This window comes from Micromonospora globbae (assembly GCF_003610785.1).
Classification (GTDB): Bacteria; Actinomycetota; Actinomycetes; order Mycobacteriales; family Micromonosporaceae; genus Micromonospora; species Micromonospora globbae.
Genome location: NZ_RAQQ01000015.1, coordinates 58,124 through 83,182 on the forward strand (window position 1 = coordinate 58,124; position 25,059 = coordinate 83,182).

21 protein-coding genes are annotated in these 25,059 nt (G+C 73.2%); 7 read left to right on the forward strand and 14 right to left on the reverse strand.

Annotation, left to right across the window (positions count from 1 at the left end; translation table 11 throughout):
* Complete coding sequence (locus D7I43_RS20490; RefSeq protein ID WP_120330161.1) at positions 1-1,239, reverse strand: helix-turn-helix domain-containing protein; 1,239 nt, start codon at positions 1,237-1,239, stop codon at positions 1-3.
* Between the two features lie 120 nt (positions 1,240-1,359).
* Between D7I43_RS20490 and D7I43_RS34120 the strand changes: the two genes are divergently transcribed.
* Positions 1,360-1,485, forward strand: coding sequence for a hypothetical protein (locus D7I43_RS34120; protein ID WP_275670846.1), 126 nt, complete (start codon positions 1,360-1,362; stop codon positions 1,483-1,485).
* Between the two features lie 67 nt (positions 1,486-1,552).
* On the opposite strand, the gene D7I43_RS20495 is transcribed toward D7I43_RS34120, so the two are convergent.
* From D7I43_RS20495 to D7I43_RS20535, 9 genes are all read right to left on the reverse strand, one after another.
* The gene (locus D7I43_RS20495) at positions 1,553-2,347 is read right to left on the reverse strand and encodes a phosphotransferase (RefSeq protein ID WP_120330162.1); all 795 of its coding nucleotides are present in this window, start codon (positions 2,345-2,347) and stop codon (positions 1,553-1,555) included.
* Positions 2,348-2,366: 19 nt separating this feature from the next.
* Positions 2,367-2,858, reverse strand: coding sequence for a glycine-rich domain-containing protein (locus D7I43_RS20500; RefSeq protein WP_120330163.1), 492 nt, complete (start codon positions 2,856-2,858; stop codon positions 2,367-2,369).
* 115 nt (positions 2,859-2,973) lie between these two features.
* A complete protein-coding gene (locus tag D7I43_RS20505) occupies positions 2,974-3,219 on the reverse strand; it encodes a hypothetical protein (RefSeq protein ID WP_240033066.1) in 246 nt (81 codons plus the stop codon).
* A 29-nt stretch (positions 3,220-3,248) separates the two neighbouring features.
* A complete protein-coding gene (locus D7I43_RS20510; protein WP_120330164.1) occupies positions 3,249-3,464 on the reverse strand; it encodes a hypothetical protein in 216 nt (71 codons plus the stop codon).
* A 273-nt stretch (positions 3,465-3,737) separates the two neighbouring features.
* Entirely contained in the window at positions 3,738-4,208 is a 471-nt protein-coding gene (locus tag D7I43_RS20515) for a hypothetical protein (RefSeq protein WP_120330165.1), read from the reverse strand.
* 18 nt (positions 4,209-4,226) lie between these two features.
* A complete protein-coding gene (locus tag D7I43_RS20520; protein ID WP_120330166.1) occupies positions 4,227-5,108 on the reverse strand; it encodes a carbohydrate ABC transporter permease in 882 nt (293 codons plus the stop codon).
* A complete protein-coding gene (locus D7I43_RS20525) occupies positions 5,105-6,118 on the reverse strand; it encodes an ABC transporter ATP-binding protein (RefSeq protein ID WP_120330167.1) in 1,014 nt (337 codons plus the stop codon). The genes D7I43_RS20520 and D7I43_RS20525 overlap by 4 nt, the downstream gene beginning before the upstream one ends.
* Positions 6,111-7,403, reverse strand: a complete 1,293-nt coding sequence (locus D7I43_RS20530; protein ID WP_120330168.1) for an ABC transporter substrate-binding protein — start codon at positions 7,401-7,403, stop codon at positions 6,111-6,113. The genes D7I43_RS20525 and D7I43_RS20530 overlap by 8 nt, the downstream gene beginning before the upstream one ends.
* Positions 7,400-8,254 carry a carbohydrate ABC transporter permease gene (locus D7I43_RS20535; RefSeq protein WP_158610121.1) on the reverse strand — a complete coding sequence of 285 codons (855 nt, stop codon included), beginning with the start codon at positions 8,252-8,254 and terminating at the stop codon, positions 7,400-7,402. The genes D7I43_RS20530 and D7I43_RS20535 overlap by 4 nt, the downstream gene beginning before the upstream one ends.
* A gap of 360 nt (positions 8,255-8,614) precedes the next feature.
* On the opposite strand from D7I43_RS20535, the gene D7I43_RS20540 reads away from it, so the two are divergent.
* Positions 8,615-10,528: a Xaa-Pro dipeptidyl-peptidase gene (locus tag D7I43_RS20540; protein WP_120330170.1), complete on the forward strand. Its 1,914-nt coding sequence runs from the start codon at positions 8,615-8,617 to the stop codon at positions 10,526-10,528.
* A 95-nt stretch (positions 10,529-10,623) separates the two neighbouring features.
* On the opposite strand, the gene D7I43_RS20545 is transcribed toward D7I43_RS20540, so the two are convergent.
* Positions 10,624-11,850 carry a PucR family transcriptional regulator gene (locus D7I43_RS20545; protein ID WP_120330171.1) on the reverse strand — a complete coding sequence of 409 codons (1,227 nt, stop codon included), beginning with the start codon at positions 11,848-11,850 and terminating at the stop codon, positions 10,624-10,626.
* Between the two features lie 238 nt (positions 11,851-12,088).
* Here D7I43_RS20545 and D7I43_RS20550 point away from each other — a divergent pair, with 238 nt between their 5' ends.
* The 3 genes from D7I43_RS20550 to D7I43_RS20560 all read left to right on the forward strand — a co-directional run bounded on the left by D7I43_RS20550 (position 12,089) and on the right by D7I43_RS20560 (position 15,901).
* The gene (locus tag D7I43_RS20550; protein ID WP_120330172.1) at positions 12,089-13,423 is read left to right on the forward strand and encodes a nicotinate phosphoribosyltransferase; all 1,335 of its coding nucleotides are present in this window, start codon (positions 12,089-12,091) and stop codon (positions 13,421-13,423) included.
* Positions 13,424-13,628: 205 nt separating this feature from the next.
* Entirely contained in the window at positions 13,629-14,855 is a 1,227-nt protein-coding gene (locus D7I43_RS20555; protein ID WP_240033067.1) for an SGNH/GDSL hydrolase family protein, read from the forward strand.
* A 14-nt stretch (positions 14,856-14,869) separates the two neighbouring features.
* Positions 14,870-15,901 (forward strand): alpha/beta hydrolase, encoded by a 1,032-nt coding sequence (locus D7I43_RS20560; RefSeq protein ID WP_204985246.1) that lies wholly within the window; start codon positions 14,870-14,872, stop codon positions 15,899-15,901.
* Positions 15,902-15,949: 48 nt separating this feature from the next.
* On the opposite strand, the gene D7I43_RS20565 is transcribed toward D7I43_RS20560, so the two are convergent.
* Together D7I43_RS20565 and D7I43_RS20570 are read right to left on the reverse strand one after the other, a co-directional pair.
* Positions 15,950-16,870, reverse strand: a complete 921-nt coding sequence (locus tag D7I43_RS20565; RefSeq protein ID WP_120330267.1) for an RNA polymerase sigma-70 factor — start codon at positions 16,868-16,870, stop codon at positions 15,950-15,952.
* On the reverse strand, positions 16,867-18,027 hold the full coding sequence (locus D7I43_RS20570) for an NAD(P)/FAD-dependent oxidoreductase (protein WP_120330175.1): 1,161 nt from the start codon (positions 18,025-18,027) through the stop codon (positions 16,867-16,869). Before D7I43_RS20570 ends, D7I43_RS20565 begins: the two co-directional genes overlap by 4 nt.
* Positions 18,028-18,259: 232 nt before the next feature.
* On the opposite strand from D7I43_RS20570, the gene D7I43_RS20575 reads away from it, so the two are divergent.
* Complete coding sequence (locus tag D7I43_RS20575; protein ID WP_120330176.1) at positions 18,260-21,301, forward strand: P-loop ATPase, Sll1717 family; 3,042 nt, start codon at positions 18,260-18,262, stop codon at positions 21,299-21,301.
* Here the strand turns inward: D7I43_RS20575 and D7I43_RS20580 are convergent, their stop codons facing one another.
* Complete coding sequence (locus D7I43_RS20580) at positions 21,302-21,634, reverse strand: hypothetical protein (RefSeq protein ID WP_120330177.1); 333 nt, start codon at positions 21,632-21,634, stop codon at positions 21,302-21,304.
* A gap of 241 nt (positions 21,635-21,875) precedes the next feature.
* Between D7I43_RS20580 and D7I43_RS20585 the strand changes: the two genes are divergently transcribed.
* Positions 21,876-24,998: an amidohydrolase family protein gene (locus tag D7I43_RS20585; protein WP_120330178.1), complete on the forward strand. Its 3,123-nt coding sequence runs from the start codon at positions 21,876-21,878 to the stop codon at positions 24,996-24,998.
* Positions 24,999-25,059 lie beyond the last annotated feature (61 nt).

Below are 25,059 nucleotides of genomic sequence, written 5' to 3' on the forward strand. Positions count from 1 at the left end.
TCAGAGCGGGTAGCCCACCAACGACGCGAGGTCGGCCAGCTCGGCGCTCATCGCCCGGCGCCGCCGCTCGGAAATCAGCTTCACGATGTCCCGGGCGTACCGCTGGTGCCGCAGCCAGGCCGGCGCCAGCTCGCGAAGCTCCAGCAGCACGCCGGTGGCCTCGCCGTACTGCCGCTGCGCGGCGTACGCCCACGCCACGTCCAGGCGGTGTCGCTGCCAGCTGGAGCCGACGGGCGTCGGGCCGGGCGGCACGGACGCGGACAGGCCGAGCGCACGACCCGCATCACCGGCCACCGCGGCATTCTCCACCCGCTGCATCTGCACCCGGCCGGCGTCGAACCCGCCGACCATCATCAGGTGCTCGCCGCCCGGGTCACGCTCGCCCATGCGGACCGCCGCTGCGGCAGCGGCATCGACCAGTTCGGCCGCCGTGTCCGGCTCGTTGTTCCGGGCGTACGAGGCTGCAGCGCCCAGGAGCAGCCAGCCCCACGCGGCCAGCTCAGCGGGTGCCGCCCGGCTGAACCGGGGCTCAACCTGGTCCGCAGTGGACACCGCCAGCTCTGCCGCCTCGGCGATCCGGCCCTGGCGCATCAGCAGCCAGCACATGCCCTGGATGACCGTCGCTGCCACGACCTGGTCGCCGGAGCGGCGTGCGGCCTGGAGGGCGTCCGCGAAGGCGGTCTGCGCCAGGTCGCCGGCCCGCAACTGGATCAGCAGGTTGCCGGTCAGGTGCAGTGTGCGGGCGAGCAGCACGTTGGCCGCGGGCTCGTCCTCGTCGGTGGCGAGGTCGACTGCGGTGCGCACGTCGAGCACCAGCGACGGCAGTTCCGCGAGCGCGGAGGCGTAGTCGTTGGCCTGGTATGCCCGGTCGGTGGCGCGCAGGCGGGCGCGGAGCACATCGGACGGGGGCGGGTTGCTGGCGGGCGTGGTCAGCGCGGCGCCGGTGAGACCCCGTACCGGGGCGACCGCGCGGCGGATCTCAGCCAGGGACAGCGGTCGGTGGTCCGGTTCGGCGCGGGCGGCGGCCTCGGCTGTGTTGCCGAGCAGCGCGGTGGTGGGCACGCGGAGGGCGCGGGCGAGCGCGTGGAGGGTTTCCAGGCGAGCTGCCTTCCGTGCCCCCTGTTCCAGCTTGCGGATCACCTCGACGCTGATGCCGGACTGCTCGGCGAGCTGTTCTTGCGTCAGGCCGGTTTGCCGGCGGAGGCGGGCGAGATGCTCGCCGGTGGTGGGCTGGCTCATGGTCGTCTCCCAGGTAGCGTCTGGGGGCGGCCCGTCGACCGCTACACCGACGGGACCGTCATCTCCGACGGTACTCGCCGTCGTGGACATTGGCCGGGCTGGCTCGAACAATCCATTCAGGTGAACTTCGGACTCGCCGTCGTCTTCTACGTCGGCCTGCTCAAGGACACCCGCGTCCAGCAGGCGGCCCATCGACGGTGGCATCATCCGCGACAAGGTCATCGCGGGGAGGTCCGGGCGGGCTGACAGCCCCCGCCGCACCACAACCCCACCCCCTGATTCGCGCAGGGGTGGGGCTGCGGCATGTGGTGGGTCAACTGCTGTACCGCAATTCCCGGACGGTGGCCGCCCGGTAGGCCGCCCACGCGGCGGTCCAGGCCGCGATGTCGTGCACCCATCCCTGGTCGCTCCGCCTGGCCTTGCTCGACCACTTCGCGGCGTTGCCGAACGCGAAGTGGTCGATGACGTCACGGTCGACACTGGCCCACGCCGGGAACTGGGCCAACCACGCCTCAGCCTGCTCGGGGGTGTGGCCGCTACCGATCAACCACTGGACGAGCAACGCCAGCTCGACCCACGGGGCCGCCTTGGTCGCCCACGCCCAGTCGACGATCCGCAGCCCGTGCCGGGTCACGATCAGGTTGGTCGGGTTGAGGTCGGAGTGTACGACCGCCGTGCCGTTCATCGCCGGGTGGTCGAACCCGAGCCGGCCCGCTGGCGTGAACCAGGGGCCGCCGAGCGCGCGGGTCGCCTGGAGTCCGTTCAACGCGGCGGCCAGCAGGTCGAGGTCGGGGCTGCCGGGGCGCAGGTCGGCGTGGCAGCCGTCAAGGTGCTCGGTCCCCATCACCAGCCAGCCGGCGGCCTCGAAGTGCCACAGCACCTCGGGGGCGTACGAGCCGATCGCCTTGGTGGCGGTCAGCTCGTAGCGCAGTGACTGGACCCCCGCTGAAGCCGCCTTGACGAACACCGTGCCGGACGGGCCGGTGACGGCAGACGCGATCTCCGCGTGGTCGCCAGCCGGCGCAGGCACCACGTCCGGGTCGCCGCCGATCCGCTCGGCGATGCCCGCTGTCACGGCGTCAGGTAGGGCGGTCCAGTCACTGCGCATCCGTCAGACCTCCTGGTCGCTACCTGCCGAGTCCGGGCACGGGCGGGTTCGGCGGGCAGCACGACTCCGCCTCACCCGTCCAGAATTCCATGTCGACCCGGTAGCCGGTCTTGTGGAGCGCCGCGAGCGTGAACGTCACGGCCGTGCCGTCCATCATCCCTTCGGTGAGGATGGGAATGTGGTGAACGAAGCCGCCGGCGATCTGCTCGCAGGCGGCGGCGTACGGGACGGTGTGCTGCAACACGGAGTGCCACACCGCGTCGACCGGGAGGGTCGGCACGACGCGGCCGATCGACCCGTCCGGCAGCGGCATCCCGAAGTCCGGGTTGTCCACGTTGTCGGCGTGCGCCTTCAGGAAGATCAGGAACTGCTCGACGGCCCGCTCGGCGTAGGTGCGGGTGACGTGCCGGTCGGCGGCGAAGTAGTCGACCAGCTTGCCGAACGTGTCGGGGTCGACCAGGGTGCGGGGGTCTGTGGCGGTCCCGGCCGCCGCGTCCGTGGAGATGGTCATGACTCCTCCTTCGTTGGGGGTTGCGTTCGGAGAGTCGGTCTCCGTGCCGTCGTGCACCCGGCCGCGCGCTGGCGTCGTTGGCAGCATGCGGCCGGGGGTCTGGAGGCTCGGGGTGTCACCGAGTCCACGCCACGAACCGCTGGAAGAGGTCGTCTGGGGCGGGTTCGGGCATCTCGATCACGGCCGCGAGTAGCAGCGCGCCCATGTACATGCCCAGCCCGATCCGGTCGGGCCCGTACGTCTCGCCGAGCTTGACCCGGGCGGGTGGGCACGGCCACGGCTGGCGGCAGGACAGGCAGTCCCAGCTCGGCCGCTCGGGCTGGTGGCCGTTGCCGCCGATCCGAGCTTCGAGGGCGTTCACTGCGCGGACACCCCAGGCGGGACGGGCCGTCATCGGGCGCTGTGGGAGTTGACGCCGACGGCCCGGTGCATCTGGCCGTGGGTCATCAGCGGGGACGTGCTGGGGATCAGCGTCGGCCCGTCCCACGACGGACGGTCGGCGGCTGCCGCCCGGGACAGGTACGCGCCGCCGTGGTGCGGGTACGCGGTGGCGGCGCCCGTCTGTTCGATCCGGTCGGTCCGCCGACGTCGCTTGAATCGCCACACCGCTGAGACTCCCTCCGTCTGCCCTGTCGTCGGGGCGACGGCGGTGCTCGCGCGTCGGGTCACGATGGGCACCGCCGCCGCCGGGGCTCGGCCGGGGGATGCCGCCGACGGGGGACGACAGCGTGTGACCAAGCCCATACGTTAGGTTTCAGGGGCGGCCGGCGATCTTCCAGGTGCGGCCCGCACCACTATCCAAAGACGTCGGTCACGTTGGTACGCCACGTACCAGTCACGAGCCGGCCGGCCACCGACCACGCCGTCCGAGCGGGCCGGTTAGCGGCTCTGGAACTCCGGCAGCCCCGCGTCGTCGCTGTCCGGGCCCACCACGGCCGTGAGCGTCGTCCCGTCGGCGCAGAGGGCGGTGGCCCGCAGGTACGTCCGCCGCTGCTGCGCCCGCATGAGCACCTCGGCCTCGAAGATCTCGTCCTCCACGCGGAGCAGGTCGACGTCGTCGCGCCGCTCGTAGTGGGCCCGCACGTCCAGCGGCGTCATGCGGACGACGGCCTCGACCGTCGTGAGCGCGCCCTGCGGGACGACCGACGTGACCCGTGCCCCGTCGGGCAGCAGCAGGCCCGTGACGTCGGCGTCCACCTCGGCGTCGGCGTCCAGCGGCACCCGGTCGCAGCTCGGCAGGTTCGCCAGCATGCCCGGGCCGCGACCGGCCGGTTGCGGGGCGTCCGTCCCGCCGCACGCCGTCAGGAGCAGCGGGACCGTGGCGGCGACGGCCAGCGTCCGGAGTCTCACCGCCGCAGCATGGCACGCTCAGCGCAGCACGCGCCACCGCCGGACGGCGAGCAGCAGCGCGGCGATGACGACGGCAGTGACCACCATGAGGACGGTCGTGATCAGGGCGCCGTAGGCGAAACCGGAAAACTCGAAGGCCTGGTCGAAGATGTAGACGGGCAGGTAGAGGGTGGCGTTGGCCGGGCGACCGTCGGTGAGGACGTACGCGGGCACGAAGTTCACCTGCAACGTCAGGATGGTGTCGCGTACGGCGAGCAGGAGCAGCACGGGTGCGAGCAGCGGCAGGGTGAGCCGGCGCAGCTGCCCGAACGGGCCGCAGCCCTCCAGGGCCGCCGCCTCGTAGAGCCGCCCGTCGAGCAGCCGCCGGGCGGCGAGGACGACCAGGAAACCCTCCCCGATGGGGAACACCAGCATCAGGGCGACGGCCACCCGGGCGGTGCCCGGGTCCGACAGCCACGTGAACCCGGGATGGCCGACGAGCCCGAGCACCTGGTTGAGCGGGCCGTACAGCGGGTTGAGCACCCACAGGAAGAGCACCGCGAGGGCCACGTCGGGCACGACCGTCGGCAGGTACACCGCTACCCGGAACCAGCGGCCACCCGGTCGCGGCGCCGCGAGCAGCAGGCCCAGACCGACGGCGGCGAGCAGCCGCAGCGGCACCGCCAGCGCCACGTGGACCGCCGACGCCTCCACGCTGTCGAGCAGGAAACCGTCGGCGACCATCCGCCGTACGTTGGCGAAACCGACGAACTGGGGATCGCGGGTCAGCCCGGTGTGGTCGGTGAACGCGTAGCCGACGTTGAGCAGCGCCGGCAGCGCGATCAGCAGGCCGACCGCGACCGCGTACGGCGCGAGGAACGCCCACGCGGTCAGCGGCCGGCGGGACCGGTCGGCGCTCACCGCAGGCGCCGCCCGCTCGCCGTGTCGAACCGGTGCAGCCGACCCGGGTCCGCGCGCAGCCGCACCTCGTCGCCCGGGCGGACGCCGGGGCGCGGGCCGGTGCGGACGGTCAACCGGGTGCCGTCCGGGCAGCGGGTCAGCAGGATCGTCTCGCTGCCGAGCGCCTCCACCGCCTCGACCGCGGCCCCGACCGGCCCGTCGGGATCGAGCGCCAGGTCCTCCGGGCGGACGCCGACGGTCACGTCGTCGGCGCCGCCGAGCACGCCGCCGCCGGGGACGAGGTTCATGGGCGGGCTGCCCAGGAAACCGGCCACGAACACGTCCGCCGGCTCGTCGTACACCTGCTGGGGCGGCCCGACCTGGCGGACCCGGCCCCGGTCGAGGACGGCGACGCGGTCGCCGAGGGTCATGGCCTCGGCCTGGTCGTGGGTGACGTGGACGGTCGTCGTGCCGAGCTCCCGGTGCAGGGTGATCAGCTCGGCGCGGGTGGCGAAGCGCAGCGGCGCGTCCAGGCTGGCCAGTGGTTCGTCCAGCAGGTAGACGGTCGGTTCGCGCAGCAGCGCGCGGGCCAGGGCGACGCGCTGGCGCTGGCCACCCGAGGTCTGGTCGGGGTAGCGGTCGAGAAGCTCCCCGATGCCGAGCCGGTCGGCGGCGGCCCGGGCCCGCCGTTCGGCCTCCTGCCGGCGGACCCGGCGCACACGCAGCCCGAACGTCAGGTTCGCCAGGACGGTGAGGTGCGGATAGAGCGCGTAGTCCTGGAAGACCATCGCGACGGCCCGCCGGTGCGGCGGGATCCGGGCGACGTCCTGCCCGTCGACGAGGATCCGGCCGCCGTCGGGCCGGTCCAGGCCGGCGACCAGTCGCAGGATCGTCGACTTTCCCGAGCCCGAGGGGCCCACGAGGGTCAGCAGCTCGCCGGCGCGCACCTCCAGGTCGACGCCGTTGAGGGCCACGACCCGCCCGTACGACCGGGTGAGCGACTCGAGGCGGACGGCCCCGCGCTCACCCACCCGTGCCCGCCGGCTGCCTGAAGAGCGGGCGGATCTTCTCCTCCAGTTGTCGCAACCCCTCCTCCCGGCCGACCCGGCCGTAGAAGACCTCCTCGAGCAGGGCGTCCGCCTCCCGCTCGACGCGGGACCAGGTGCCGGTGCGGGGAGTTGCCCGCAGGTGCGGCTCGGCGTCGAGGTAGACGCGGGACGACGCGGGCGGCTTGGCCGGGTCGAGGAACGCGGGGGAGTTCGCCACGTCGAGCCGCGACGGCACGGTACGCCCCGAGGCGGCCAGGATCCGCTGACCCTGCTCGCCCATGGCGAACTCGATGAACCGCCACGCGTCGTCGTGGTCGGGACGGCCGGCGCTCATGCAGTACGCGTCGCTGTGCAGGATCGACGCCGGCACCCCGCCGGGCGCCACCGGCAGCGGCGCGGCGTCCCACGTGAAGCCGTCGATCGTGCGCAGCGTGGGGACGGCCACCCGGCTGTTGAGGTACATGCCGAGGGTGCCGCGCAGGAAGCGGGCCTCGCTCGACTCGCTCTGCTCCTCGGCGTCCGGGGGCACGACGTGGTGCGTGAGCTGGAGGTCGAGGAACCAGTCGACGGCCTTCCGGGTGGCCGGGTCGCCGGTGAGGGTGAGGGTGGTCGGCCGGGCCGGGTCGTCGACGAGCTCACCCCGGTTGGACCAGACGAACGGCGCGAGCCGCGGGATCGACGGCTCCACGCCCAGGCCGTACGTGCCGTCGCCGGTCAGCGCACGGGCGGCGGCGAGCAGGTCGTCCCACGTCCAGCCGGCGCGCGGCGGCGGCACACCCTTGGCGGCGAAGAGGTCGGCGTTGTAGTAGACGACCAGCGACGACATGTTCTGCGGCAGGCAGGTCAGGGTCTTCCCGTCGAAGCGGAAGGCGTCCAGCGCCCGCGCGCTGAAGTCGCTCTCGTCCAGGGCGGTGCTGCGGTCCAGGTAGGACTGCACCGGCTCGATGGCCTGCTGGGCGGCGAACTGCCCGTACCGGCGGTAGTTGAGCAGGAACACGTCGGGCGGCTGACCGCCGGCGAACGCGGTGGTCAGCCGCGCCATCAGCTCGTCCTGGGTGGCGACCGGGGACAGGTTGACGGCGACGTCGGGGTGGGCGTCAGAGAACGCGTCGACGAGGCCGCGGTAGCCGGCGATCTCCTCGGCGTCGCCGAAGAGCACGACCGTGATCCCCGAGTCGTCCGCCGCGTCGCCGCCGCTGTCACAGGCGACGGCGCCGAGCAGCAGCGCGGCGGTGACCAGGGCGGCACAGCGTCGGAAGCGGCTCACCTACGACCTCCAGATCTCAGGGCGGCCAGCGGATCGTCGTGCAGCAGGATCCGCTGCGCCAGCAGGAACACCACCACGCACGGCAGGGTCGCCACCACACAGCCGGCCATGAGCAGTGGCCAGTCCGTCGGGTTCAGCAGTCGCAGGAACTGCAGGCCCAGCGGGTACGTGTAGCGGTCGCCGCGGTGCAGGTACAACAGCGGGTCGATCAGGTTCGACCAGTGGAACGTGAACGCGAGCACGGCCACCGCGAGGGTCGCCGGCCGCACCTGGGGCAGCGCCACGCGGCGCCAGACGGTGAGCCACCCGGCCCCCTCCAACCGGGCGGCCCCGAGCTGGCTGTCCGGCACGCCGCCGAAGGCCCAGGCGTACAGCAGCACGAGGAAGGGGCTGCCGGCGAGCAGCGCCGGGGCCAGCAGCGGGACGTACGTGTCGACGACCCCGGCGAGCCGGAACAGCTCGAAGCGGGTGGCCCAGACGGCGGTGACCGGCACGAGCAACACCGCCAGCAGGCCGAGCACGGCCCGCCGCCGGGCCGCCGGCGTGAGCAGCCGCAGCCCGAAGCCGGTCAGCGAGGCGACGACGACCGTCAGCGGGACGGCGACCGCGACGACCATCGCCGAGTTCGCGAGGTAGCGGAAGAGGGGGATCAGCTCCGGCAGCCGGGCGTACGCGGCCACGGTCGGCTCGGGCGGGAGCAGCTCCAGGGTGCGGGGCGGGGGCCGGCCGGCGGGCCGGAGCGAGCCGACCACCATGAACCACAGTGGGGCGGCGAACAGGGCCGCGAACAGCGCCGGCACCACGAACCGCCCGATGATCCGCGGTGCCGCGGAGGGGCGCGAGGACCGCACGTCCCGCCCTTCCCGCCAACTGGTTGGCGTGCTCGTCCACGTCTCCCCGCCACCGGCTGGCATCGCCCATCGCCCAGCCCGGTGGCGGGTGTGCGGCTGAACCTATGGCCCGGCGGCGCACCCGTCATCGGGCACCTGTTGGAATCCCCCGCCCACCGCTCCTACGCCTGTCGCAGTCCTCGGGGTCACGCTGGGTGGCGGTGGCGTACGACAGACGTAGGAGACGCCGACGATCAACTTCCGCACCTGTCCGATGACCGGGCCACCCCCGGATTCCTAGGGTTCCACCATCTGCCGCACCGGCGGCCCGCCGACCCTGCCCGGGACGGCCGTGCCGGTGCCGGACCAGGGAGGAGCACCATGCGAACCAGGAGGAGCTGGTGGCGTGCGTCGGTGGTGGTCATGCTGACCGCCGCCGTCGGCCTGCCGGCGGCCGCCGCGACCGCGAAGCCGGCCGCGGAACGTCTCGGACCGGTCGTCCGGGACGGAGTCACCCAACCGGTGTTCGGGTACGCCGACGCGATCCGCGAGCGGGTATTCGTCACCTCGGACGTCGACACCGACGGCGACGGCGCGCGTGACGTCGTCGCCATGGACATCATCCGGCCCAAGGCCAGCGACGAGGGCCTGCGCGTGCCGGTCGTCATGGACGCGAGCCCGTACTACTCGACGGTCTGCCGCGGCAACGAGAGCGAGTGCAAGGAGGACGTCGACGGCGACGGCCTCAACGACAAGTGGCCGCTCTTCTACGACAACTACTTCGTCCCGCGCGGCTACGCGGTGGTGCTGCTCGACATGATCGGCACCAACCACTCGACCGGCTGCCCGGTCACCGGCGGGTACGCCGACAACATCAGCGCGCCGACGGCCATCGACTGGCTCAACGGCCGGCGCCCGGGGCGCAACGCCGCCGGTGAGCCGGTCGTGGCGACCTGGCACAACGGCCGCACCGGCATGATCGGCAAGTCGTACGACGGCACCCTCGCCAACGCGGCGGCCGCCACCGGCGTCGAGGGCCTCACCACGATCGTGCCGATCTCGGCCATCTCGAGCTGGTACGACTACTCGCGCAGCAACGGCCTGGTCACCCGCGCCAACAACTACTCCGGCAGCCTCGCCAACACCGTCACCAACCCGGACCGGCGGGCGTACTGCGCGCCGGTGCGCACCCAGTTGGGCGTGGACGGCGACGACGTGACCGGCGACTACAACGACTTCTGGGCCGAGCGGGACTACGTCCCGCACGCCGACCGGGTGCGCGCCAGCGTGTTCGTGGTGCACGGCATCAACGACAACAACGTCCGTCCGGACCACTTCAGCAAGTGGTGGGACGCGCTCGCGGAGAACGACGTCCCCCGCAAGCTGTGGCTGACCGGCACCGGCCACGTCGACCCGTTCGACTTCCGCCGCGGCGAGTGGGTGGACACCCTGCACCGCTGGTTCGACTACTGGCTGCACGGCATCCAGAACGGGATCATGAAGGAGCCGCGGGTCGACGTCGAGCGGGCCCCGGACGTGTGGGAGACCCACCGCGACTGGCCGATCCCGGGCGCCCGCCCGACCCAGGTGTTCCTGCGGCCCGGCGCCGAGGGGGAGGCCGGCGGCCTGTCGGTCCGCCCGAACGCCGGCAAGGCGTCCCGGACCTTCCAGGACACCCCGACCATGAGCCAGACGAACGCGATCCGGCACCCGTCCGACCCGGCGGCGAACACCGAGAACCGGCTCGTGTTCCTGTCCCAGCCCCTGAAGGCGCCGCTGCACATCTCCGGCACGCCGGTCGTGCGGATCAAGGCGTCGGTGAACGGTGAGGACACGAGCTTCGCCGGGCTGCTCGTGGACTACGGCACCCGGCCGCGGTTCAGCACGGCCGGCGACGGCATCGCGACGCTGACCGAGGAGGACTGCTGGGGCGAGGCGGCCACCTGGGGCGGGCACGCCGAGGACGCCTGCTACCGGCAGACCCGCAAGACCATCGCCACCGACGCGCAGGAGCTGGTCACCAAGGGCATCCTCGACGGGCTGAACCTCGACTCGCTGCGCGTGTCGACTCCGCTGGTGCCGGGGCAGAAGAACGCGGTCGACGTGCCGCTGCTGCCCGAGGACTACGTCTTCGAGGCCGGTCACCAGATCGGCGTGGTCCTGCTCGGCTCCTACTCCGGCTACAGCAGCCGGGCCAAGCAGAACCGGGCCGAGATCACTGTGCACTTCGACAGCAGCCGGATCGAGCTGCCGGTGGTCGGCGGCCGGACGGCCGCCGTCCGGGCCGGGCTGTAGCGACACCCGAACCGACGGGCGGGGCGGCCAGGCCGCCCCGCCCGTACGGCGCCCGACGTGTGCCGCCCGGTCAGCTCTCCGGGCGGTACGCGCCGTCAGCTCTCCGGGCGGTACGCACCGGTGAGCCGACCGAGCTTCAGCGCCAGGTGCAGGCAGAGCCGCTCGTTGCCGTTCTTCAGGTCGGTCTCCGCCAGCTCCTCGATGCGCTGCAACCGGTAGTACAGCGTGGTCCGGTGCAGCCGTAGCTGTTCCGCCGTGGCGTGGGCGTTGCCGGCCAGGTCCAGGTACCGCTCCAGCGTCTGCAACAGCACGGGGCTGGGCTGCTCGCGCAGGAGCCGGTCCAGGCCCGGATGCACGTCGGCCATGTCGAGGCGCCGGCCCTCCAGCCGCGACAGCACCCGGTAGATGCCCAGCCCCGACCAGGAGACGACGCTGCCGAGAGCCGGCAGCCGCACGCCGACCCGGGCGGCCTGCAGCGCCTCGCCGTACGACCCGAAGGCGTCGGACAGGCCCGGGCGCGTCTGCCCCACACCGACGACCGAGCGGTCGACGCAGGCGAGGCCCCGCGTGGCGTGGCGCAGGTTGTCGTCGAGGAGCTTCGCGGCCGTCTCGGGGGAGGGACGGCCCGCCCCCCGTCCGCCCGCGAGCAGCAGCACCCCGTGGTCGTCACGCACCAGGTGCAGCGCCTCCCGACTGCCGACCCAGCGCCGGGTGGTGACCAGCGCCTGTTCGAGCGCGAGCCGGGCCACCTCGTCGGGCACCCGGTCGTCGGGCGGGACGAGCTGCGCCACGAGCGCGGTGGCGGGCCCGTCGGCGATCATCCCCGCCTCGCGCAGGGCCTGCACCGAGCGGTCCCGGGTCGCCTCGCTGTCCGACAACAGCGTTCGGGCCGCCTCGGACTCGCGTTGCGAGGCCAGCTCACCGAGCAGGTTCTCCCGGTAGAGGGCCAGGGACAGCTCACTCATCAGCCCGGTGGCGGCGATGTCCGCGTCCGCCATCGTGCCGTCCGGGTCGATGAACCACACGAATCCCAGGAGCAGATCCTGGTGGCGTATCGGCACGCAGACCCGTGGCAGCAGGTCCAGTTCCTTCGACGCCGGCGTGCGCACAGGCTCGCGGGCGTCCATGATCCCGACGTTGCGGAACCACGCCATCACCTCCGGCGTGGTCTGGCGGCGCAGGATCGACGCCCGCCGTACGCCGTCCATCACGCCGGTGTGTTCGCTGTAGACCACGACGCGCTGGCGCCGGTCCTCGATCAGTGCTGGTCGACCCGCGTACGCGGCGAGCGCGTCAACCAAGCGTTGCAGCTCACCCTCCATTGGGCTCCTCCGGTCGCCCCTCACTGGACCTTCCACGACGGACAGGTACCCGTCGGTGCGCCCCACCGAGCCTCGATGGCCCGGCCGCGCCAGGGCCGCACAGAACGATCATGCTGGTCGGCATCGACCGGGACAACCGTCTACCCGGCCGTAGCCAGCGGCCCGGCACCCGGGAAGCCCGGGATCGCCCGTTTTCCGTACGCCGGGGCGACCCGTCCCCCACAGTGGTGCCGTGGGCATGAGCGGGCTGCGGACGGACCTGTACGAGCTGCGGATGGCGGCCAGCTACCTGCGCCGCGGCATGACCGACCGGGCGACGTTCAGTCTCTTCGCCCGCCGGCTGCCGCCCCGGCGCGGCTTCCTCGTGGCCGCCGGGCTGGCCGAGGCGCTGACCTTCCTCGAGGAGTTCGCGTTCGACGCCGCCGACCTGCGCTACTTGCGCGACGTGGGCGGCTTCGACCAGCCGACCCTGGCCGCGCTGTCGACCCTCCGCTTCACCGGCGACGTGTGGGCCGTCCCCGAGGGACGGGTGGTGTTCGCCGACGAGCCGCTGCTGGAGGTGACGGCCCCGATCGCCGAGGCGCAGCTCGTGGAGACCGGCGTGCTCAACATCGTCACGTTCCAGACCACGATCGCCAGCAAGGCGGCCCGCTGCCGGCTCGCGGCCGGCGACGCCCAACTGGTCGACTTCGCGTTCCGGCGCACCCACGGCATCGAGGCGGGGGCGGGGGTGGCCCGCGCCTCGGCCATCGCCGGCTTCGCCGCGACCAGCCACGTCGAGGCGGCGCGCCGCTACGGTCTCGCACCGTCCGGGACGATGGCCCACTCCTACGTCGAGGCGTTCCCGGACGAGCGGTCGGCGTTCCGTGCCTTCGCCACCGACTTCCCCGACAACCCGATCTTCCTCGTGGACACGTTCGACACGCCCGCCGGCGTGCGCGCCGCCGTCGACGTGGTCGCCGAGCTGGGGCTGACCGGCCCGCTGGGCGTACGGCTCGACTCGGGTGACCTCGCCGCGCTGGCCCGGCAGGCCCGCACGATCCTCGACGACGCCGGCCTGACCCACGCCCGGATCGTGGCGAGCGGCAGCCTCGACGAGGCCGCCGTCGCCGATCTCGTGGCCGCCGGCGCGCCCATCGACGCGTACGGTGTGGGCACGAAGATGGGCGTCTCCTACGACGCGCCGTCGCTGGACAGCGCGTACAAGCTGGTCGCGGTCGGCGACCGGCCGGTGCTGAAGCTGTCACCCGGCAAGGCCACCCTGCCCGGCCCCAAACAGGTCTTCCGGGACGCCGCCGGCGAGGCCGACGTGGTGGCCCGGCGCGACGAGCCCGCCCCTGGAGACCGGGAACCGCTGCTCGTGCCGGTCATGCGCGACGGCCGCCGCCTGGAACCCGTGGACCCGCCCGAGGAGGTACGCGCCGCGCGGCGCCGCCTCGACGCGGACCTGCGCTGGCTTCCCGAGCCGGCGCGCCGCCTCACCGATCCGACCCCGCTCACCGTCACCGTCAGCCCGGCGTTGCGGGCGCTGCACGACCGGGTGGCCGCAGAGGCCAGGCGGGGCGGCGCCTGACCGGGCCCGCGCCCGGGCGGCAAGAGGTGCACGCCCGTCGATGGCCGCTGGTCGCAGCGGCCGTCGCCGCTCGGCTCAGCCAGCCGTCCGCTCGTCGCGCCGAACCCCCCGGCTCATCGCCTGCCGCTGTCGGATGATCACCGTACGTGATTTCATTCCCCGCGCCGGCCGGCTTCCGCACCGAACTCGAGACGAGGAGCTGAGTGTGAAGAAGCGTCTACGAGTACGTCTCGCCGCCGTCGCCGCGCTGACCGTCGGCGCCGGCCTCCTGCCCACCACCGCGGTGGCCCAGTCCGGCGGGCACGCCGACTGGATCGGCAGCTGGTCCGCCGCCGTGGCCCGGCCGGGCACGTCCGGCACGTCGGCGGCCGGCTTCACCGACACGACCCTGCGGCAGGTGGCGCACCTGTCCGTCGGCGGTGACGGCGTCCGCCTGCGCATCAGCAACGTCTACGGCACCACCGCGCTGACCGTCGGCGCCGTCACCGTGGCGCCGCGCACCGGTGGCGCGGGCACCCCCCAGGTCGACCAGGGCGCCCTGCGCCCCGTGACGTTCGACGGCGAACGGTCGGTGACCATCCCCGCCGGCGTCGAGTGGTGGTCCGACCCGGTGCCGATGCGGGTGGCCGATGACTCCGACCTGGTCGTCAGCACCTACCTCCCGGGCCCCACCGGCCCGACGACCTGGCACCCCGCCGGCTACTCCACCTCCTTCCGCGCCACGGGCGACGCGACCTCCGACGCCGGGGGAGCGTTCACCCGCCTGGACACGGCGCGGTACTTCCTCTCCGGAGTGGACGTCGTCTCCCGCGCGGCCGGGTCGGTGGTGTTCTTCGGCGACTCGATCACCGACGGCGTCGTCTCGACGGTCGACGCGAACCTCCGCTACCCCGACCAGGTGGCGGACCGGCTGCTGCGGCGGCCCACGGCCCGGCAGTGCGGCGTGCTCAACGCCGGCATCAGCGGCAACCGGCTGCTGAACAACGCCGGGACGGCGGGCGACTCGGCCCTGGCGCGCTTCGACCGGGACGTCCTCGGCCAGGCCGGGGTCCGCAGCGTCGTGCTGCTGGAGGGAATCAACGACATCGGCAACAGCCGAGGCGCCCTCGAACCGGAGCAGCTCATCGCGGTCTACCGGCAGTTCATCGCCCGGGCGCACCAGGCGGGGATCCGGGTGGTGGGCGCCACGATCCTGCCGTACGAGGGCGCCGGCTACTACAGCGAGGCCGGCGAGGCCGACCGCCAGGCGGTCAACGAGTGGATCCGCACCTCCGGCGAGTTCGACGCGGTCGTCGACCTGGACGCCGCCACCCGCGACCCGGCCGACCCCGGCCGCCTCAACCCGGCGTACGACTCCGGCGACCACCTGCACCCCGGGAACGTGGGCTTCACGGCGATGGCCGAGGCCGTGAACCTCCGCGACATCTGCTGATGGAGGGCCGACCCATGCGCAGACGCGCCACCCTCGGCGCCGTGGTGGCGCTCGGGCTCACACTGGCCGGGCTCACCGCACCACCGGCCGCGGCGGCCGGACCGGCGGCCACCACGGGTGCCGTCACCGGCCCGGTGCACGCGCCCGACGGCGCGTACGTCGCCCGGGAGACCGTCGTCGGGCCGCGCCTGGTCGACCTCACGATCCAGTCACCGGCGCTCGGCGGGACCGCCGCCGTACGCCTGCTGACGCCCGACGGGTGGGAGCAGCGCCGGCCCGGGGACCGCTGGCCGGTCCTCTACCTGCTGCACGGCTGCTGCGACTCGTACGTGAGCTGGACGCGCTCCACCGACGTGGCGAGCATCCCGGAGCTGCGCGACGTGCTCGTCGTCATGCCGGAGGCCGGTGCCGCCGGCTGGTACAGCGACTGGTGGAACGGGGGCCGGGGCGGCACGCCCGCCTGGGAGACGTTCCACCTCGACGAGGTGCGCCGCATCCTGGAGCGGGGTTACGGCGCCGGTCCGAAGCGGGCGGTGGCCGGCCTCTCGATGGGCGGCTTCGGGGCCATGTCGTACGCGGCCCGCCACCCGGGCATGTTCCGGGCGGCGGCGTCGTTCAGCGGCGTGGTGCACCCGTCCCGCGACGCGTCCTACTGGCTGCCGTTCTTCGGCCGCACTGGGCTCGACCCGTACGACCTGTGGGGCGACCCGTTGGCGCAACGGCACATCTGGGCGGCCCACGACCCGTACCACCTGGCGAAGCGGCTGCGGCACACCGCGTTGTTCGTGGCCACGGGCGACGGCACCGCCGGCGGGCCGTTCGACCCGCCGGGGACGACCGACGGTCTGGAGGCGCTCATCCACGCCGAGAACGTCGCCTTCGTCGACCGCCTGCGGGAGCTGGGGATCTCCGTGCGGACCGACTTCTACGGGCCGGGCAGGCACAGCTGGCCGTACTGGGAGCGGGAGCTGCACCGGGCGCTGCCGACGCTGCTCGGCGCGCTCGGCACGGGTCGCGGCGCGGCGACCCACGAGGTCGCGCGGTAGCCCGCGGCGTCCGCCGGTGACCCTTTGTGGGTCACCGGCGGACGCCGGCTACCGCTCGGGGCCGCCCTCGACGGGGTGGACGGTGCGGGCGGCAACCGCGCGGAGCTTGTCGGGGTTGGCGACGTTGTGGATCGCGACGACGGAACCGTCCTCGTCCAGGTCGAGCGTGAGCGTGGCGAGGACCCGGCCGGCGCCGCTGAACACGATGCCCGGCCACCCGTTGATCTCGACCAGTTCGACGGCCATGTCGGCGGGCTCGACCCCCTGGTAGGGGCGGGCCCTGATGCCCGCGAACCACGCGGCCACCCGCTCCGCGCCGGTCACCGGCCGCATCGCCTGACGCACCTTGCCGCCGCCGTCGGTCCACAGGGCCACATCGGGGGCGAGCAGCTGCATCAGCCCGTTGATGTCACCGCCGGTGGCGGCGGCGAGGAAGCGCTCGGTCACCTCCCGCTGCCGGGCACGGTCGGTGTGGAACCGCGGCCGCCGGGCCTGCACGTGCCCGCGGGCGCGGTGCGCGGCCTGGCGCACCGTCGCCTCGGACCGGTCGACGGCCTCGGCGATCTCGGCGTAGCTGAAGCCGAACGCCTCCTTGAGCACGAACACCGCGCGTTCGAGCGGGGTGAGCGTCTCCAGCACCACCAGCAGACCCATCGACACGGCGTCCGCGGCGGCCACCTCGTCGGCGGTGTCCGTGCTCGTCAGGATCGGCTCGGGCAGCCACGGCCCGACGTACGTCTCCCGTCGGGCCTGCGCGGACCGCAGCCGGTCCATCGCGACGTTCGTGACGATCCGCACCAGGTACGCCTTCGGGTCGGCGACCTGCGACCGGTCGGCCGCCGACCACTTCAGCCACGCGTCCTGTACCGCGTCCTCGGCGTCGGCCGCCGTGCCGAGGATGCGGTAGGCCACGGAGAACAGCAGGTTCCGGTGGTCGTCGAAGACGCTGCCCCGCCGTTCGGTGGTCATCGGGTGTACCGGCCGCCGCGCCGCCACGCGAACGATCCGACGGCCGGGTACCTCTGGAGCCGACGGAACGACGGCCACCCTGACGAGCTCACCGTCTCCTTGTACCAGACGGCGGCGCGGCCGGTCAGGTAGAGCCGCTTGGGGCTGTCGTCGGGGTGGGTGAACTGGATCACGGCGTCCCGGCGGCCGAGGCTCACAGGAGCGTGCAGGTAGCCGAACCGGAACGGTCGTGGCTGCCGGCCGTCCAGCTCCCGCGCGATCGACAGGGCCGCGTGCACACCCGTCGGCATGCCGCTCTGGCAGGTGCCATGCATCACCCCGTAGCGCTGCCGGACCGCGGCCGCGTCGCCGATCGCGTACACCTGCGGGTGCGACACCGACCGCAGCGTCGGGTCGGTCACGATGCGTCCCCGCTCGTCGACCGCGAGACCCGCGGCGGCCGCCAGCGGCGGCACCCGGACCCCGCTGGTCCACAGCACCACGTCGGCCGGGACGATGTCCCCGCCGGCCAGCTCCACCGACTCCGGCAGCACCTTGACGACCTCGACCCCGCTCACGACCCGGACGCCGAGCCGGGCGAGCGCGCGACGCAGGTGGGCCCTGGCCCCCGGCGTCATCGTCGCCCCCGGCTCCTGCCGGCCGACCAGCACGACGTCCAGGCCCGGGTGCCGCTCGGCGATCTCGGCCGCGCACTCCACGCCGGTCAGCCCGCTGCCGCACACCACCACGGTGCCGCCGCCCAGGCCCGCGAGCCGCCGCGCCAGCAGGTCGGCGTCGTGGGCGCTGTCGAGGGTGTACGCGTTCTCGTCCACGCCGGGAACGGCCGCGGTGTCGGCGACGGCGCCCAGCGCGTACACCAGCCGGTCGTACTCCAGCACGCGTTCGTCGTCGATCCGCACGCGTCGCGCGGCGGCGCCGACGCCGGTGACCCAGCCGCGCACGAACTCCACCCCGGCGCCCGCCAGCAGGTCCGGGATCCGCAGATCCGCCAGCCGCTGCCCCGAGGCGGTCTGGTGCAGCCGCAGCCGTTCGGTGAACCGCTCGTCGGCGTTCACGACGGTGATCCGCACGTCGCTGCGGCGCCGGGTGCGCCCGGCGAGGCTGGTCGCCGCGGCCAGTCCCGCGTACCCGGCGCCGAGAATCACGATCCTGTTCATGTGCCTGCCCCTTCTCGCGTTGTCGACGACCACGGGACGAGCCGGTACGGTCTGCCCGTGAAGCGCGGTGACGGGCGTCACACGGCGGGCGGGCCACGCCCGTCCGGTCCGGCACCCGCCGGTGAGCGTCCGGCCGTTGCCTTCACGCGCGAACCCGGGTGATCCTTGGCCGAAGGCGACAGCGGGGACGCCCCGGGTTGCTCGGGCGCGGCCGGCGACGGAACGGAGCACGATGACCGATCAAGGTGGACTGCACATCGGCCCCATCGGCACCCTCCGTTTCGGGCAGGACGTCGCCGAGCACGACGAGCGGCTCGACTCCTACTTCCTCCGGACCGGGACGTACTGGGCGTTGGTCCACGACGACGTCGACCTCGTCATCGGCGCCAAGGGCACCGGCAAGAGCGCCATCGCCCGCTTCCTGTCCAAGGCCGACGTCGACATCGAGCAGCTGAACGACGTCATCATCATGCCGGCCTTCAACATCCGCGGCTCGATCCTCTTCAAGCGACTGATCAACCAGGTCGACGCGGACGACGAGGGCATCTACCGGGACATCTTCCTGGCCTACATGGTGGGCCTGGCCGGGAACTACCTGGTCAAGACGTTCTCCGACACGGCCGACGTCGCGGCGCTGGAGGAGGGCATCCGTAGCTGCGGGCTGATGGTCGACGAACCGTCGCCGCACTCGGTGTGGCGGCGGGTGCTGAGCCGCATCCGGCCGCAACTGGGCACGACGATCGTCGTCAGCGACGGGGACGGGTCGCCGGGCGCCCCGAACCGACAGGCATCCGGCGACGCGTTGCTCGTCTCGCTGGACACCCTCGAAGGGCTGCTCGATCTCATCTACGCGGCGCTCGAGCGGTTGAACCTGCGCATGTGGATCCTCTTCGACCGGCTCGACGAGGCGTTCCCGGACCGGCGGGACGTCGAGGTGGCCGCCCTGCGCGGGCTGCTGCGCGCCCACCTCGACGTGTGCAGTTTCGGGATGCGACTGCGGCCCAAGCTGTTCCTGCGCCTGGACATCTTCGACCGCATCACGCAGAAGGAGGGGTTCGTCAACGCGACCCACCTGCGGACGACCCGGATCACGTGGGACTCGGACGCCATCCTGCACATGATCGCCCTGCGGGTCACGGCGGGCGCCGAGCAGCAGGAGCTGGTGAGCCCGGCGGTCAAGGACATGCTGACCACCTCGACCGGCCGCCGCCGTCTCTGCCGCAGCCTGTTCCCCCGCCGCATGGAGAACCTCGATCCGCTCGTGTGGCTGCTGCTGGTCACCGTCGACGCGACCCGCGAGTTCAACCCGCGCAACGTGCTGACCCTGCTGCGCAGCGCGCAGCTCGCCGAGATCCAGATCGCCATGCGGGACCGGGCCGGGATGTCCGCCCGCCGGGACACGTTCGTCCTCTCCCCACGGGCACTCCAGCAGGGCTACCGGCAGCTCTCGCTGGCGCGCATGCAGGACACCCTCTACGCCGAGAGCACGATCGCCCGGACGTACATCGAGAAGCTCCGCGGCCGTGCGGTCAGATTCACCCAGGCGGAGATCGCCGAGCGGCTGGGCGTCACCGGCGAGGAGCTGGAGGAGGTGCTCCGTGTGCTGCGGTACATCGGATTCCTCCGCAAGAACGAGGGCGTCTTCATCGTTCCGCCGCTCTACCGGCCGGCGTTCTTCGTGTCGATCCACGGCGCCGAGCTGCGACTGGGCGCGGCCGAGGCCGACGAGATGACCGGGCTCGCCGAGCCGGAGGAGGCCGCCCGGCCCGACGACGACCCGGCGGCGGGCACGGTCGGCGGCGCGCCGGACGAAATCGGGGAACCGCGCGACGACGACGGCGAGGCGGCGGCCGACGCCCCGGCGCCGGAGGCCGCGTCGTCCGCCAAGCGCCGACGCCGCGGCCGCCGGCCGAAGCGCCGGGGCAGCAGCCGGGACGAGCTGGTCCCGACCAACACCCCCTCCGAGATCGGCGACCAGCTCGACTTCGCGCAGGAACTCGGCGACGCGCTCGGCAGCGACGAGGCGATGGTCGGCCTGCCGGCCGGCGACTCTCCGGTGAGCCTCGGCGTCGGCGACAGGTCGGGCGGGGCGTCGGCGCCGGCGGGTCCGACCTCGTCGCTCGTGGCCCGGACGGGAGCGTGGGCCGTCGGGCAGGCGCGGGAACTGGGGGAGCAGGGTGACCCGGTCGGCGGCTTCCACCTGCTCCACCCGGGCCACACCGGCCACGACGGCGCCGCCTGCGTGGCTGCCGACCTCGCCTACCTCTCCTGCGACGAGTCCACCATCGACCTGGCCGTCGAGATGTTGCGCAACGGCGGCGCGGAACGGTCCTGGCCGGCCCGGGCACGGTTGCTGGTCCTCGAGTTGATGAGGAACCACCTCGACGAGGCGCACTCACTGGTGGTGAGCGCGGCGAAGCGGTACCTGCAGGAGATCGCCATCGGCGTGGTGCGGATGGTGAGCCAGGTGCCGGAGCGGGAGGCCCAGTTCTGGCAGACCAGCCTGGCGTTCATCAGCGGACCGGACGCCCCCGTCTCGTCGCTGCGGCCGCTGTGGCCGATCCTCGCCGCCTCACGGGTGATGCCGATCGGCCGGCATTCGTGGGAGCGCGGCCTCGGCAACGTCACCGGCGACGTCGAGGAGCTGCGCAACCAGATCTGGACACGCGAACTGTGGAGCCTGACCATCCGGCACATCGAGGGCTTCCTGCACGCGTACGCGAAGGGCGGCCCCATGTCGACGGCGCCCGTGCTTCTGCCGTACCAGATCCTGTCCTGCGCCTGCGTCCTGGAGAGCGCCGGCCGGCTCAGCCCAGCCCTGCGGGCGGGGATCGCGCGGTCCCTCGGCACGCACCTGGAGGGCACGGACCTCCGTAACCGTGAGCGGTTCCTGGAGTGGGTCCAGTACGCGCCGCTGGTGCTGGAGGTGGAGATGCCGGTCGGACCGGGACCGGGGGCGGGACAGCGGCGGAACGTGCCACGGCAGGGCGGCCGGAACAACGGGGGCGGCTGGCGCGGCCAGAGCCGCAACGTTCCCGACCAGGAACTGTGCGACTTCGTCGTACGCGTCGTCCAGGACGGGCTGTTCGAAGGGCGGCCCGGCATGCTGCTGTCCGAGATGGGCAATCGGCTGCTGGCGCGTTCTCCGGGCTTCAACTACCGGGCGCTCGGCTACACGTCGCTGCTGGACTTCGTCAATGCCGTGTCGGAGGCCGACAATCGGATCGTCATCCAGAAGACGGCCGAGAACCAACCCTACGTCGTGCTCGGCTGACTAGCTCTTCGAGTGGTCGAACCGCACCCTGCTGAAGGCCGACACGAACATGGCCAGCAGCAGGACGACGAGGCTCGCCCAGACGACGGGCCCCGCGACGAGCGGGAGCCGCCCGTCGGTGCCCGCGAACACGACCAGCATGCTGCTGACCTCGCCCGCGGCGAAGACGGCGAGCAGCAGGGCCAGAGGCACCGACCGGAACGTCATGGTCATCCGCCCGTGCAGCCGGCCGAGCCCGTAACCGACGAGCGTCGCCCAGCGCTGCAGCACGAGCGCGATCGCCAGCGCCGGGAGGACCTGAGCCGACAGCGAATAGAACTCAACATTCCGCACGGACGCATGCTACTGAGCCCGGTCGACAGCACGGCCCGCCTCGACGCGCCGGGTGGGGTGCGACGACCGCGCCGACCGGGTCGCAACACGCGGTGATGTGCCGCTCAACGACCGGAACCGGCCGATCACCGCTCGTGCCTGTTCGCTGACCGCTCGCCGGCGGACGGCACCTGCGCCAGACCCGGGACGGCCCACGACGATCGAGACTGTTCGATCGACGGCTGTCGAAGGGGGAGGCGTCATGACGGGTGTACGGAGGCGGGACCTGCTGGCGGGAGCGGCCGGGGCGGCGGCGCTGGCCGGAGGCGGGACGGTGGCCGCGGAACCGGCGCTGGCCGGCCCGCGGGACGCGGCGGGGGACCGGAACCGGCGGGTCGCCCTGCGGGAGGGCACGGACGTGGCCGCCCAACTCTCCCCGGACGGCCGGATGATCGCCATGGACCTGGTGAGCGTGCTGTGGGTGCTGCCCGCGTCCGGCGGTCCGGCGCGGCGCCTTACCAGCGACCTGTTCGACATCGCCCAGCCCGACTGGGCGCCGGACAGCTCCACGATCGCCTTCCAGTCCTACCGGGACGGCGCCTTCAACCTGTGGCTGATCCGCCCGGACGGTTCCGGGCTGCGACAGCTCACCCACGGCCCGTACGACCACCGGGAGCCCCGCTTCTCGCCCGACGGGCGGCGCATCGCGTTCTCCTCGGACCTGACCGGCAGCTACGGGATCCACGTGCTCGACCTGGCCACCGGCGGGACGAGCGTCGTGGCGGACACCGGCGTCGAGGAGTACGAACCGGCCTGGTCGCCCGACGGCACACGGATCGCGTTCGTGGTCGCCAACACCCGCATCGACGTGGTCGACCTGGCCAGTGGCGCCCGCACCACGGCGGTGACCGCCCCGACCGGCGCCGTCCTGCACAGCCCCGCCTGGACCCCCGACGGCCGTGACCTGGTCTACCACCGGCTGCTCGACGGTCGCAGCGAGCTGTGGCGGGGCGACACGCCCCTGGTCACCGGCGAGGACACCTACCCCTTCCGGGTCTCCTGGCGCTCCGACCGCGAGTTCGTCTACGCCGCCGACGGCCGGATCCGCCGCCGCCGACTCGACGGAGGCCGCCGCCAGGACGTCGGCTTCGTCGCCGCGGTCACCGTGGCCACGCCTCGGTACCGCAAGCGGCGGCGGGACTTCGACTCCACCGTCCGCAGGCCGGTGGTGGGCATCGGCAGTCCCGTGCTGTCGCCGGACGGCCGGCGGGTGGCCTTCCGCGCCCTCAACGACATCTACCTCATGACCATCGGGCAGCCGCCCCGACCGCTGACCCGGGACCAGTGGTGGAAGTGCGACCCGGCATGGTCGCCGGACGGGCGGTACCTGTCGTACTCCACCGACCGGGGCGGGAAGCTGGACATCTGGCTGCGCGACCTGCGTACCGGCGAGGAGCGGCAGTTGACCGACCTGCCGGACGCCGCCGCCGTCTCCGGCTCCTGGTCCCCGGACAGCGCCCGCCTGGCCTTCCTCGACCAGAACGGCGCGCTCTACACCGTCGAGGTGGCCTCGGGAGCGGTGCAGCCGGTGTTCGGGGCGACCTTCGAGCCCGGCCGTCCCACCTGGTCGGCCGACGGCCGGACCATCGCACTGGCCGCCGTCGTGCCCTACTCCGCCCGCTACCGCGAGGGACTCAGCAAGATCCTGCTGGTCGACCGGGTCACCGGCGCCGCGCGCTACGTCGACCCGATGCCGCACCGGTCGATCCAGACCCGCGGTGACGACGGTCCGGTGTGGTCGCCCGACGGCCGCCGCATGGCGTTCGTGGTCGCCAGCGTGCTGTGGGTGGTCGACGTCGGACCCGACGGCACGTTCGCGGGCGCGCCGCGGCAGGTGACCCACGAGGTGACCGACGCGCCGAGCTGGAGCGGCGACTCCACCCACCTGCTCTACCTGAACAACGGGCGGCTGCGGCTGGTGTCCGCCGACGGCGGCGCCCCGCGTACCGTCCCGGTGGGCTTGACCTGGACCAACAGCCGGCCCCGCGGGCGTACGGTGATCCGGGCCGGACGCCTGTGGGACGGCGTCGGCCACCGCCTGCGCGCGGACGTCGACGTGGTGGTCGAGGGGCACCGCGTCGTCGCCGTCGAGCGGTCCCGGCCCGGCCGCGACGGCCGGATCGTCGACGCCCGCGACGGGGTGGTGATCCCCGGCCTCATCGACATGCACCACCACCGGGAGATGCAGGGGTACGCCTACGGCGCCCGGCAGAACCGGCTCTTGCTCTCCCTCGGCGTGACCACCACCCGCTCGCCGGGCAGCCCCGCCTACCACATGGTCGAGGAGCGGGAGTCGGTCCAGTCCGGCGCCCGGATCGGCCCCCGGTACTACGCCACCGGCGAGGCCGTGGATGGTCCCCGCATCTACTACAACTTCATGCGCCCCACCTTCGACGAGCGGCAACTGGCGCTGGAGCTGGAGCGGGCCGGGGCGCTCGACTACGACCTCATGAAGGCGTACGTCCGGCTGCCGGTCGCCTGGCAGCGCGCGGTGGTCGCCTGGTCGCACCGGCGGGGGGTGCACGCCACCTCGCACTACCACTACCCGGCGTTCGCGTTCGGCAGCGACGGGATGGAGCACACCGGCGCCACGAACCGCTTCGGCTACTCCCGCACGGTCACCGCCATCGGGGCCGGATACCAGGACGTCATCGACATCTTCAACGTCTCCCGGGCCGCCCGCACACCGACCCTGTTCGGCGCGAACACGCTGCTGCGCGAGGACACCTCACTGGTCACCGACCGGCGGGTCCGCACGCTCTACCCGTCCTGGCAGTACGCGGCGCTGCAGGCCGCCGTCACCGCCGCGCAGACCACCGACCAGACCGCCAACCGGGAGAACCTGGCCCGGCAGGTCGCCCAGGCGGCGGCGATGATCCGCGGCGGCGGGCGGGTGCTGACCGGCACCGACTCGCCGATCGCGTTCAACGCCGTGAGCCTGCACCTCAACCTGCGGGCCATGGTGAGGTACGGGCTCACCCCGTACGAGGCGCTGACGACCGCCACCCGGGCGCCCGGCGAGTTCCTGGAGGAGCCGATCGGGCAGATCGCGCCCGGCATGTACGCCGACCTGGTGGTCCTGGGCGGCGACCCGCTGAGCGACATCGACCAGGCGGCCAACGTGCGGCAGACGATGGCCAACGGGGTGCTGCACGGCGTCGACGAGCTGCTCGCCCCGTTCGAGGCGGCGCGGACGGCTTCGGCCGCCGCCACGACGAGTACCCTGCTGCCGCCGCTTCCCGCCCACCCGGACAACGCCCGGTACTGGTGGCACGACCCCCACTACGTCGAGGCCGGCCGGCACGCGTGCTGCGCCGAGGGCTGAGCGGCGCGACGACGATCAGTAGGCTGCAGGCCGGCACGTGGGTGTGCGGTCTGGGTCGGGG

Bases quoted from the DNA above. Each gene is read 5' to 3' on its own strand.
- D7I43_RS20490 (WP_120330161.1), bottom strand. From the start codon at position 1,239: ATGAGCCAGCCCACCACCGGCGAGCATCTCGCCCGCCTCCGCCGGCAA.
- D7I43_RS20495 (WP_120330162.1), bottom strand. From the start codon at position 2,347: ATGCGCAGTGACTGGACCGCCCTACCTGACGCCGTGACAGCGGGCATC.
- D7I43_RS20500 (WP_120330163.1), bottom strand. From the start codon at position 2,858: ATGACCATCTCCACGGACGCGGCGGCCGGGACCGCCACAGACCCCCGC.
- D7I43_RS20540 (WP_120330170.1), top strand. From the start codon at position 8,615: ATGCGAACCAGGAGGAGCTGGTGGCGTGCGTCGGTGGTGGTCATGCTG.
- D7I43_RS20545 (WP_120330171.1), bottom strand. From the start codon at position 11,850: ATGGAGGGTGAGCTGCAACGCTTGGTTGACGCGCTCGCCGCGTACGCG.
- D7I43_RS20550 (WP_120330172.1), top strand. From the start codon at position 12,089: ATGAGCGGGCTGCGGACGGACCTGTACGAGCTGCGGATGGCGGCCAGC.
- D7I43_RS20560 (WP_204985246.1), top strand. From the start codon at position 14,870: ATGCGCAGACGCGCCACCCTCGGCGCCGTGGTGGCGCTCGGGCTCACA.
- D7I43_RS20565 (WP_120330267.1), bottom strand. From the start codon at position 16,870: ATGACCACCGAACGGCGGGGCAGCGTCTTCGACGACCACCGGAACCTG.
- D7I43_RS20570 (WP_120330175.1), bottom strand. From the start codon at position 18,027: ATGAACAGGATCGTGATTCTCGGCGCCGGGTACGCGGGACTGGCCGCG.
- D7I43_RS20575 (WP_120330176.1), top strand. From the start codon at position 18,260: ATGACCGATCAAGGTGGACTGCACATCGGCCCCATCGGCACCCTCCGT.
- D7I43_RS20585 (WP_120330178.1), top strand. From the start codon at position 21,876: ATGACGGGTGTACGGAGGCGGGACCTGCTGGCGGGAGCGGCCGGGGCG.